The following is a 10,882-nucleotide window of genomic DNA, read 5'->3' as shown; positions in this document are numbered from 1 at the left end:
GCGCCGGCCCGGCCCGCGGCGCCGGCGCGGTGGCGCCCGCCTACCGGGAGGCCGACCAGTGCCTGAGCGCGCTGATCACGCTGGGCCGCGCCGGGTCGGGGGCGGACTCCGCCGAACTCGGCTACGTCGGGCTGCTGCTCGGCGAGCGCCGCGACGTGGCCGGCTTCGTGCACGGGGTGCTCGGGCCGGTCGTCGACTACGACGTGCGCCGGGGGACCGCGCTGGTCCGTACCCTCGAGGTCTATTTCGAAGCCGGCGGCGGCCTGGCCAAGGCCGCGGAAGCGCTGCACGTCCATGTGAACACCGTGACGCAGCGCCTCGATCGCGTCGCGCAGCTGCTCGGCGACGACTGGCAGCACCCGCGCCGCGTGCTCGACCTGCAACTCGCCCTGCGCCTGCACCGGCTGCGCGGACCACTGGACGCCGACCACACCTAGGCCGGCGTCAATGTGTGGATCCGATCCATGGGATCCGGCCCACCCACGGCCGTAACGTCCCGTTAACCACCGCATCCCCCTGCGATCCAGGAAGGATCAGCATGTCCATAACCTCCACGCCGGCGGCGGGCACCGAACGCGCCTCCATCGTCAAGGTCGTCTTCGCCTCCCTGGTCGGCACCGCCGTGGAGTGGTACGACTTCTTCCTCTACGGCTCCGCGGCGGCCCTCGTCTTCGGCACCCTGTTCTTCCCCTCCTCGGACCCGGTGACCGGCACCCTGCTGGCGTTCGGCACCTACGCGCTGGGGTTCGTCGCCCGGCCGCTCGGCGGCATCGTGTTCGGCCACTTCGGCGACCGGGTCGGCCGCAAGAAGATGCTGGTCGTGTCGCTGATGCTGATGGGCGGGGCGACGATCGCGATCGGGTTGCTGCCGACGTACGCGACGATCGGCCTGGCCGCGCCGATCCTGCTGCTGGTCTGCCGCCTGCTGCAGGGCTTCGCGGTCGGCGGCGAGTGGGGCGGCGCGGTGCTGATGGCCGCCGAGCACGGCGACGACGCCCGCCGCGGGTTCTGGTCGTCGTGGCCGCAGGCCGGTGTCGCCCTCGGCAACCTGCTCGCCACCGGCGTGCTGTGGCTGCTCGCCCTGGTGCAGCCGGACGAGCAGTTCGAGGCGTGGGGCTGGCGCATCCCGTTCCTGCTCAGCGCGGTGCTCGTGCTGGTCGGCCTCTGGGTGCGGATGACCATCGAGGAGTCGCCGGTCTTCCAGCAGGCGCAGACCCAGCTCGCCGGCCGCGACCACCAGCCGCTGCTGGAGGTGGTGAGGCGGTACCCGCGCGAGGTGCTGCTGGCGATGGGCATGCGGCTGGCGGAGAACATCGGGTACTACATCGTCACGGTCATCTCGATCACCTACCTGACCACGTTCGCGGGGACGGCCGCGGACAAGAGCCTGATCCTGACCGCGCTGCTGATCGGCTCCGCCGTACAGTTCGTGGTCATTCCGTTGATCGGCGCGCTCTCCGACCGCCTCGGCCGCCGGCCGATCTACCTGGCCGGCGCTGCCGGCATCGCGATCTGGTCGTTCCTCTTCTTCGACCTGGTCGGCAGCCGGTCCGAGCCGAAGATCATCCTTGCGGTGGTGGTCGGCCTGTTCCTGCACGCCCTGATGTACGCCCCGCAGGCGGCGTTCTTCTCCGAGCTGTTCGGCACGTCGGTGCGCTACACCGGCGCGTCGGTCGGCTACCAGCTGGCGTCGATCGTGGCCGGCGCGCTGGCGCCGATCATCGCGCTGAAGCTGCTCGGTGACGTGGAGTCGCCGAACACGACGGCGGTCGCCATCTACATGACGGTCGCTTCGGTGATCACCATCGTGGCGGTCCTGCTGGCGAAGGAGACAGCGCGGACCTCGCTGCGGCACGACCGCACCCTGGACCAGAGCGCCGACTGACCGTCGTTCACACGGTCAGCTGTGCAGCGCCGCCGGGCTCAGTGCGGGCTCGGCGGCCTCCAGCGCCAGGTCGATGTCCTCGGCGGTGCCGGGCCGGGCGAAGAAGAAGCCCTGCGCGTAGCGGTAGCCGAGACTGTGCAACCGCTCCGCCTGCGCCCGGGTCTCGACGCCCTCGGCGACGGCCCGCAGGCCGAGCGTCGCGGCGATGCCGCTGAGCGACGCCGCGATCGCCTCCTTCTCCGGCCCGCCGTTGAGGTCGTCGATGAACGACTTGTCCACCTTCAGCGTGGTGACCGGGCAGGTCCGCAGCAGCGTCAGCGACGAGTGGCCGGTGCCGAAGTCGTCCAGCGCGATGCCGACGCCCAGCTCCCGCAGCCGGTGCACGGTCGCCAGCGCGGGACCACCGACGAACACCGCGGTCTCGGTGACCTCCAGCGTGAGCTGCTGCTCCGGCAGGCCGTGCCGGCGCAGTGCCGCCGCGACGAGACCGGGCAGCTCCGGGTCGAGCAGCTGCCGGGCCGAGACGTTGACGCTGACCTTCGGCGCGGACGCGCCGTGCGCCCGGTACCAGACGGCCGCGCGGGCGCAGGCGGCGTCGAGGATCCACGCGCCCAGATCGATGATCAGGCCGGTCTGCTCGGCGACCGGGATGAACTCGGCCGGCGACACCGGCGGCCCGTCCTGCGGGTGCCAGCGCACCAGCGCCTCCACCGCCCGGACGGTGCCGTGCGGCAGCTCCACGATCGGCTGGTAGACCAGCCGGAACTCCTCCCGGTCGAGACCGTGGCGCAGCGCCGCCGCCAGGTGGGCGTCGTGCTGCGCGGTCGCGTCCAGCGCGGCCGTGTACACCTGGTGCCGGTTGCCGCCGACCCGCTGGGCGCTCTGCAGCGCCAGCTCGGCCCGGCGCAGCAGATCCGGTACGGCGTCGCCCTCGCCCGAGGCCACCCCGACGGTGACGGTGACGAGCAGGTCGTGCTCGCCGACGGTCAGCGGCGCCTGGAACGCCTCCACCAGGGCCACGGCCAGCGCGGTGCCGTCCTGGCCGTGCGGCAGCAGCACGCCGAACTCGTCGCCGAGCAGGCGGGCCACCACGGCGGTGTCGCCGACGGTGGCGGCGATCCGGTCGGCCGCCTGACGCAGGATGGCGTCACCGGCGTCGTCGCCGAGCCGGTCGTTGAGCGCGGCGAACCGGTCCAGGTCGCAGACCGCGACGGTGCTCGCCGCCGTACGCCGCTGCAGGGTCTCGGTGAAGAACCGCCGGTTGGGCCGGCCGGTGAGGTCGTCGTGGCGTGCCTGGCCGGCGAGCCGGTCCAGCAGCCGGTTGTTGTCGGTCAGCGCGGCGTGCTGGCGGACCAGGACCAGCAGGATCAGCCCGACCGCGCCGGCCGCGAGGCCGGCCGGCAGGAAGCCGGTGTGCAGGGTGACGCCGAGCAGCATGGTCGCGGTCACCGCGACCGCGACGTACGGCACCGCGCTCACCCGGTGCCGGCCCTGCTCACCGATCGGCGCGACGGCGGCCGGCCGGCTCAGGTTCGCGCGGGTCTGGCTGCGGGCCGCGATCGCCAGCAGCACCGCGAAGACGGGCAGCACCGCCACGGTCCCGTTGAGGTGCGGCCACGGCCGCACGAGCGGCGCCAGCACCAGCGACAGGGGGCCGAGCAGACCGACCGGGCTCAGCACCAGCAGCGCGCGCCCGTGCACCGGGCCGGTGCCGCTCATCGCGACCTTGATGACCGCGACGACGGCGGCGCAGGCGGTCGCCACGACGATGACGCGCAGCGCGGCCGCCACCGCACTGCCCGTCTCCGGCACCGGGGTTATCCACATGACCTGCAGCATCACCAGGCCGGCCGCGACGGCGACGACCGCGGCGTCCAGCCACAGCGCGACGGTGGCGCGCCAGCTGCGGCGCCGGCCCGGCAGGCGCAGCAGGGCGGCCAGGGCCACCGCGATGGCGGACAGGTAGAGCATGCCGGTGACCGGCGTCATCGCGACGACCCGGTCGACGTGCCGCACGGTGTCGATGCCCTGGCTGGCCGTGCCGGCGCCGAGCAGGGCGACGGCGGCGCCGAGACGCCGCCAGAAGAGGCGGGACGCCCCGGTGCCGGTGGACGCGGCCACCACACAACCGGCGACCGAGGTCGCGACGGCGCCGAGCACGGCGGGCCACACCACCCACGGCGGCACCGGCACCACGGTGCCGAGCACGCCGAGCAGCGCGGCGGCGGTGAACCAGCCGGTGGTGCCGGCTACCAGGATTCCCGCCGTACGGGCCGGCCGTGACGGTTGGCGCATGCGGTTCCTATCGGCAGCCGCCCGGCGACGTGTGCGTTCCTGCCTGTGGAACCGGTCACGCCGGTTACTCGCTTGACCGGGCGGCCGGGGTTCGGCCACGGTCGGCTGCGTGGACTCCAGGACCCGGGCGAACCGGCAGGCGTGGGAGATCGCGTCGCAGAAATATGTGCGGGAGCACGCGGACATCCGGGCGGTGGCGGCGTCCGGCGCGTCGCTGCTGGACACCGAACGCGCCCTCCTGCGAGACGTGCTGCGCACGTCGCCGCAGGTCGTGCACCTGCAGAGCGGCAACGGCACCGACGATGTCGCGCTGGTGCGGGCCGGCGCCGGGTCGGTGGTGGGCGTCGATTACAGCGCCGTGACCGTACGGGCAGCGCAGCGCCGCGCCGTCGAACTGGGTGTCGCCTGCCGTTACGTCGTCGGGGCGCTGCCCGGGGCGCCGCTCGCGGACGGCTGCGCCGATCTGGTCTACACCGGCAAGGGCGCGCTGATCTGGATCACCGACCTGGCCGCCTGGGCCCGTGACGTGGTCCGGCTGCTGCGCCCCGCCGGGCACCTGTTCATTCACGAGGAGCATCCGGCCGCGCCGCTGTGGACGTGGGACGCCGACGAGCCTCGCATCCGCCCCGACCGCGACTACTTCGCGGCGAGCCACGTCAACGACTCGTTCCCGGCCGAGGGCGCGGTCCAGCAGCAGCACACCTTCGGTGATCTCGTCACCGCGCTGTCCGCCGCCGGCCTGCACATTCTGCGGATGCGGGAGTACGCGGAACCGTTCTGGCGGATGGGTGACCTCGACGCCGCCGCCTGGGCGGGGCGCCTGCCGAACGCGTACGCCCTGCTCGCCGTCCGGGCGCGCTAGCCGGCGGCGGGCATGATGGACCGGGTCGGGCCGTTCGAGGGAGGGTGCGCCGATGGACTTCGACACCGCGCTGGCTTCGCTGTTCTCCGCGGAGGGGCGCCGCGACCCGTACCCGGCCTATGACGTGCTGCGCTCCCACGCGCCGGTCTTCTCGGCGCTGGACGGGCGGTGGTTCGTCACCACGCACGCCATGACCAACCGGCTGCTGCGCGACGCCAGCCTGCGCGTCGCCGACGCCGCCGACTACGACAGCTTCTGGCCGGACTGGCGGGAGAACCGCGGGGTCGCCTCGATCGTGCTGTCCATGCTGCAGAACAACCCGCCCGACCACACCCGGATGCGGCGGGCGGCCGCGGCCACCTTCACCGCCCGCCGGGTCGCCGCGCTGCGCGACGTCATCACCGAGCAGACGGTGGAGCTGATCAAGGCGATGCCGGAGCGGGCCGACTTCATGAGCGCGTTCGCGTACCCGCTGCCGATCGGGGTGATCTGCGCGCTGCTCGGCGTGCCCGCCGCCGACCGGCCCTGGTTCCGGCAGCGGGCCGCGGACCTGACCGTGGTGCTGGAACCGATCAGCACCGAGGAGGAGATGTCCCGTGCCGACGCGGCCGGCCGGGAGCTGGAGGACTACTTCATCGGCCTGATCGCCGAGCGGCAGCGCGCCCCGCAGGAGGACCTGACCAGCGCGCTCGCCGCCGAGGGCTCCGGCCTGACGGGCGCGGAACTGCTCGCCAACCTGGTGCTGCTGCTCGTCGCCGGCTTCGAGACCACCACCAACCTGCTCGGCACCGGCCTCACGATCCTGCTGGAGCATCCCGAGCAGGCAGCCCGGTTGCGCGCCGACCCGGAACTCGCGCCGGCCTTCGTCGAGGAGATCCTGAGGTACGACTCCCCGGTGCAGCTCACCAGCCGTTTCACCAGCGTCCCGATCGACCTCGGCGACGGTGGCTCGCTGCCCGCCGGCGCGAGCCTGAACATGCTGCTCGGCTCCGCCAACCGGGACCCGGCCCGCTACCCCGACCCGCACCGTTTCGACCCGGACCGCCCGAACATCCAGCCGGTCTCGTTCGGCGGCGGCGCCCACTACTGCCTGGGCGCCCCGCTGGCCCGGCTCGAGGCGCAGGTCGCGTTCCCGCTGCTGCTGACCATGCTGCCCCGGCTGGCCGTGGCCGGCGTGCCCGTGCTGCGCGACCGCCTGGTGCTGCGCGGTTACGCCACCCTGCCGGTGGCGGCCGGCTGATGCCCGGCGCCGCGGACTTCTTCTACGAAGCCGGAACCCTGAAACGCACCGCCCGCAGCGGCTGGGCGCTGGCCCGGATGGCGAACCGCGAGTCCGTGGCCGACCATTCCTTCCGCACCGCGCTGATCGCGATGACGCTCGCCGCGATGGCCGGCGCCGACCCCGACCGGGCCGCAACGCTCGCCCTGCTGCACGACCTGCCGGAGGCCCGGCTCGGCGACATGCACCACCTCACCCGCCGCTACCTGGACGAGCCCAAACCGTTCCGCCAGGTGATCGACGACCAGACCGCCGGCCTGCCCGCCCCCGCCCGCGACGTGCTGCGCGACCGCGCCGCGCAGTGGCTGGACCAGGACTCCATGGAGGCGCGGCTGGCCCGCGACGCCGACGTCCTCGACTCGGTCCTGCACGTGCGCGAAAGTCTCTCCGACCGCCCCGAGCTGGAAGCCCGCTGGCTGGACTATCTGGCCGCCTCGGTCCAGACCGAGACAGGCCGGGCGGTCCTGGCCGACATCCGCGCCACGGACCCTGACGAGTGGTGGCCCCGCACCGTTACCCCCACCCCACCCCCTCCCGGACCCTCCGGCTGCGCGTGAGGGCTGCTTCCGCCGGTCGGAACCGACCCTGACCGCCAGCCGGTTGGCCCGGCTGCACCCGAGGGCTGTTTCAGCCGGTCGGAGCCGACGCTGACGGTCAGCCGGTTGGCCCGGCTGCGCGTGAGGGCTGTTTCAGCCGGTCGGAGCCGACGCTGGCGGTCAGCCGGTTTGCGCGGCTGCGCGTGAGGGTTGCTTTGGCCGGTCCGGGACGACGCTGCGGTCAGCCGAGCGGATTCCACCGTTGATCGGACAGCCCGTTGAGGGGCTCTTGGGCGGCAGGGACGCGACCCTGGGCGTCAGCCGGTGGGCCTGGCTGTCGTGTGGGGCTTGTTGGGTGGGCGGATCGCGGCGCTGGGTGTCAGCCGGTGTTGATCTAGCAGGGGGACCGGGCGTGGGTCGGGCTGGCCCGTGCGCGCTGTCAGTGGCGGCGCGGCGGCGGGCCGGCGGCAATCTGTCGACCGCGGCGGCGCAGCGCGAGGCCGATGACGAGCGTGGTGGTGCTGACGGTGAAGGCCAGGATGTTCGGCACCACCAGCGGCCAGTCGGCGCGGGTCCAGCCGTAGCCGATCCACAACCCGAACCCGGGCAGCAGCAGGCCGAAATACCCGAGCGAGATGTCCGCGGACGACCGCCGCTTGATCATGCGATGGATCTGCAGAACGGGTGCGAGCGCCATCACCACACCCCAGACAGCCGCAGCGATTCCGAGCATCGGTCACCTCGCGAGAGTGAGGCGCTCGGCCGGGCGGGCCGCGTCGACCTGGGGTCGGGAGCGCAAACGCGACCACCGGGAAGTCTAGCCGCCATCGGCGCCGATTACGCCCGTCGCCGGCAGCACGCTGGCCCCCGCGCCGCACGACTTGCCGTATCGCCAGCGGCGCAGCGCCCCCACCATCCCGGCTGGCCGTCATGCACGCTATGCGCTCGCCGTGGGGGTCGTCGGCGCCAGCCGGGCGTGCTGGGCTGGCCGTCATGCACGCTATGCGTTCGCCGTGGGGTCGTCAGCGCCAGCCGGGCGTGCTGGGCTGGCCGTCATGCACGCTATGCGTTCGCCGTGGGCGTCGTCGGCGGCAGCCGGCGTGCTGGGCTGGCCGCCACGCACGCCATGCGTTCGCCGGAGGGTTCGTCAGCGCCAGCCGGGCGGGATCGGCTGGCCGCCACGCACCGAGTGCCGGTAGAGGCCGAGGTGCGGCGGCGGGGCGCGAGCGCCCCGCCGCCTGATGGGTGGATCAGCAGCGGCCCAGGTCCTGCCACTGCTCGGTCCAGCCCGGTTCGGAGCCTTGCGTCCAGTACCGGGCCCGCCACAGGTGCACACCGTCACCCGACTTCGGCCCGGACGGGTCGCCGTACTTGCTCTTCTCGTGTTTGACGACGCTGCCGCCGGTGTAGACCGACCCGAACTGCCAGGCCGGCGCCGACGAGCAGTCGCCGGCCGGCGGCGTGGAGACCGACGGGGACGGCGACGGTGAGGACGGCGCCGGCGATGACGGCGTCGGGTTGGTGCACGGCCCGGACGACGCGACCGTGTCGTGGAACGCCGTCCCGGCGGACCGGTACGACGACGTCTGCGCCGTCACCTGCCCCGGCGACAGCACCTGGTTCTTGGCGAACAGCACCCAGTCGACCTGCTCGATATAGGTCGACATGCCACCGCTGTGCGTGGCCGTGTCGATGAACCACAGGTTCCAGTTGATGGTCATCGTCTGCCGGGGGTAGAACTTCCCGCCGTGGTCCCCGACCTGCACCCCGTCGATGTAGTAGACGACGTGCCCGTTGGCCACCTGCGCCACCAGGTCGTGCCAGCCGTCCAGGCTGGAACGCTGCGACGTGTGCATGTTGTCGGCGTACCAGGGGTCGGCCCGGTACGTGTACCAGCTGGTCTGGTAGTTGATCGGCCCGGTCTCGCCCCACCCGCCGTTGGGCAGGTACTCGGAGATGTCGAGTTCGCTGTAGGTCGGGTCCATGTCCCCGTTGAGCGGGCTGATCGTGAAGAACGTCTGGTTGATGTGGTCGCCGTCGTTGCCGCTGACCGGTGCGTCGGTGAACCGGACCCGGCTGGCGTAGGTGCCTTCGAAGTAGCGCTTCTGCGTCGAGTAGAGCTCCGCGTGACTGGTGCCGGCCGCGGTGCCGTCGGTCGACGCGGTCAGCTGCATGACCTTCTGACCGCCGGAGGGGGGGAAGGTGATCGCCGACGGCGACCAGTTCGCGCCGGGCACGCCCGGCCCGCCCTGGTAGCTGCGCGGCGTCCACCCGTTGGCGGTGAGGGACGGATCCGACGACGAGGCGTAGTGGAAGTCGTCGAAGAGGTAGCCGCAGTCTGCGGCGGAAGCACTGCCGGTGGTCAGCGCAACCGCGCCGAACGCCGACATGGCGGACACGAGCAGGCCTGCGAACAGGCGTCTGCCTACGGACATCAGAACTCCTAGGGGGAGGAGTGTTACCGGACCACGCCGGCGGTCATCCCGGCGCGGAGGACGAGAACCGTTTCAGTCGCTGTCGTAGCCCTGGCTGACCGGCAGGGCGGCCGTTCCCTGCGCCAGGACAGAACGGTCCGGGCCGGGGTCGAGCACCGGCGGCAGCGGGCGCTCGTTCCACAGACCCGGAAATCGAAGATGCCGGTGAAAGGGCATGTCTTCCTATGCGGTGCGCCGGATGCGCCCGGCGTACCGCGCCTCGAGTTCGGCGTTGTGCTCCTTGCCGCCGGGCACGTTGTCCGACAGGTAGACCGGTGGGGTGATCCCCGCCGCGAGCAGGCGGTCGACCACCTCGGCGATGATCTGCTGGGCGAGCAGGGCCGCGGTGATCGAGGAGACGGCGCCCACCGCCCCGCCGCCGGGCAGGGGGAGCGTCGCGTCCCCGTACGGAGCTCCGTTGTCCAGCACGACGTCCGCGATGTCGCCGAGCTTGCGCCCGCTCGGGTGGCGCGAAGCGACGCCCGCCGAGTGCTGCGCCGAGGTGATCGCGATCAGCGGGTGGCCGCGTTCCTTGACCAGCAGGGCCATCTCGACGACCGCGCCGTTGATGCCGGAGTTGGAGGCGATCACGAACGCGTCGTCGGGTTTGATCGGGGCCAGCTGGTAGAGCCGGTGGGCGATGGCGGGGTTGCGCTCCACGGTGGGGTCGGCCAGCGCCTCCAGGGGTTCGCCGCCGTAGAGGACGATGTCGCGCAACGCGATCCGGTTGGTCGGGACCAGCCCGCCGGCCCGGCCGGCGATCTCCATGGCCAGGGCCTCGGAGTGCCCGCACCCGAACGCCTGGATGACGCCGCCGTTGCGGACCGAGTCGGCCAGCAGGTCGGCCGCTCGGAGTTTGAGGTCGTGCTGGCCGTTGCCGACCCGGTCCACCACCTCTGCGACCTGTCGCAGATAGTCGCCGCTGGTGACGCTCACGGTGCTCCTCTCGAGGGGCCAAGTGTGGTGGTCATCGTTTTCATCGATTGCTGTTGCCGATGAAAATTACGACCATCCTGTGACCTAGTCAACAATGAATTTCTGTGCTTCGATCCTGCCCATGGATCTCGTGGTGGGCGTGGACGCCGGCGGGACGACCTCGCGTGCCGTGGTCGCCACCCTCTCCGGGCAGGTGGTGGGCCGGGGCGTGGCCGGGCCGGGCAACCCGCTGTCGGCCGGCCCGCGGGCCGCTGCCTCGATCGCCACGGCCCTGCGCCAGGCACTGGCCGGAGTGTCCACGTCGGCCGTCACGGCCGGTGTGCTGGGACTGGCCGGCGACTCCGCCTGCACCGATCCGGCGATCACCGCGGCGCTCGCCGGCGCCTGGGCCTCGGCCGGTCTCACCTGCCCGTGGACCGTCGTCGGCGACGCGATCACCGCCTTCGCGGCCGGCACCAGCGCGCCGCACGGCGCGGTCCTCATCGCCGGCACCGGCGCGGTCGGCGCGGCCGTTCACGACCCCGGAATCCTCAGCGTCTCCGACAGGTCGGAGCCCGACAGATACTCCATGACCACGAACTGTGAGCCTCCAGGCTCGATGGAGCCGGTGTCGTA

11 protein-coding genes are annotated in these 10,882 nt (G+C 72.6%); 6 read left to right on the top strand and 5 right to left on the bottom strand.

The features are described from left to right. On the top strand, positions 1-437 hold a 437-nt coding region (locus AB0F81_RS47690), incomplete at its 5' end, for a helix-turn-helix domain-containing protein (RefSeq protein ID WP_360210455.1). A gap of 101 nt (positions 438-538) precedes the next feature. Continuing rightward, the gene (locus tag AB0F81_RS47685) at positions 539-1,885 is read left to right on the top strand and encodes an MFS transporter (protein ID WP_360210453.1); all 1,347 of its coding nucleotides are present in this window, start codon (positions 539-541) and stop codon (positions 1,883-1,885) included. Between the two features lie 15 nt (positions 1,886-1,900). On the opposite strand, the gene AB0F81_RS47680 is transcribed toward AB0F81_RS47685, so the two are convergent. After that, entirely contained in the window at positions 1,901-4,180 is a 2,280-nt protein-coding gene (locus tag AB0F81_RS47680) for a bifunctional diguanylate cyclase/phosphodiesterase (RefSeq protein ID WP_360210451.1), read from the bottom strand. 109 nt (positions 4,181-4,289) lie between these two features. Between AB0F81_RS47680 and AB0F81_RS47675 the strand changes: the two genes are divergently transcribed. The 3 genes from AB0F81_RS47675 to AB0F81_RS47665 are packed head-to-tail and all read left to right on the top strand — an operon-like array spanning position 4,290 to position 6,878. Beyond that, the gene (locus AB0F81_RS47675; RefSeq protein WP_360210449.1) at positions 4,290-5,042 is read left to right on the top strand and encodes a class I SAM-dependent methyltransferase; all 753 of its coding nucleotides are present in this window, start codon (positions 4,290-4,292) and stop codon (positions 5,040-5,042) included. A gap of 52 nt (positions 5,043-5,094) precedes the next feature. Further along, positions 5,095-6,282 (top strand): cytochrome P450, encoded by a 1,188-nt coding sequence (locus AB0F81_RS47670; protein ID WP_360210447.1) that lies wholly within the window; start codon positions 5,095-5,097, stop codon positions 6,280-6,282. After that, positions 6,282-6,878 carry an HD domain-containing protein gene (locus AB0F81_RS47665; RefSeq protein ID WP_360210445.1) on the top strand — a complete coding sequence of 199 codons (597 nt, stop codon included), beginning with the start codon at positions 6,282-6,284 and terminating at the stop codon, positions 6,876-6,878. Before AB0F81_RS47670 ends, AB0F81_RS47665 begins: the two co-directional genes overlap by 1 nt. 418 nt (positions 6,879-7,296) lie before the next feature. Here AB0F81_RS47665 and AB0F81_RS47660 read toward each other — a convergent pair whose 3' ends face one another. The 4 genes from AB0F81_RS47660 to AB0F81_RS47645 all read right to left on the bottom strand — a co-directional run bounded on the left by AB0F81_RS47660 (position 7,297) and on the right by AB0F81_RS47645 (position 10,267). Further along, a complete protein-coding gene (locus AB0F81_RS47660; RefSeq protein ID WP_360210443.1) occupies positions 7,297-7,590 on the bottom strand; it encodes a SemiSWEET family transporter in 294 nt (97 codons plus the stop codon). A gap of 517 nt (positions 7,591-8,107) precedes the next feature. Next, positions 8,108-9,292: a glycosyl hydrolase gene (locus tag AB0F81_RS47655; protein ID WP_360210441.1), complete on the bottom strand. Its 1,185-nt coding sequence runs from the start codon at positions 9,290-9,292 to the stop codon at positions 8,108-8,110. Positions 9,293-9,364: 72 nt separating this feature from the next. Further along, on the bottom strand, positions 9,365-9,508 hold the full coding sequence (locus tag AB0F81_RS47650) for a hypothetical protein (protein WP_360210439.1): 144 nt from the start codon (positions 9,506-9,508) through the stop codon (positions 9,365-9,367). A gap of 6 nt (positions 9,509-9,514) precedes the next feature. Further along, entirely contained in the window at positions 9,515-10,267 is a 753-nt protein-coding gene (locus AB0F81_RS47645; protein ID WP_360210437.1) for an SIS domain-containing protein, read from the bottom strand. A gap of 121 nt (positions 10,268-10,388) precedes the next feature. Here AB0F81_RS47645 and AB0F81_RS47640 point away from each other — a divergent pair. Next, positions 10,389-10,882, top strand: a 494-nt coding sequence (locus tag AB0F81_RS47640) for a BadF/BadG/BcrA/BcrD ATPase family protein (protein ID WP_360210435.1), incomplete at its 3' end; no start/stop codon positions are given.

Source organism: Actinoplanes sp. NPDC024001, assembly GCF_040638955.1.
In the GTDB taxonomy this organism is placed as follows: Bacteria; Actinomycetota; Actinomycetes; order Mycobacteriales; family Micromonosporaceae; genus Actinoplanes.
Note: the sequence above shows the minus strand (reverse complement) of the source record. Positions and strands in the feature narration are given on the sequence as shown.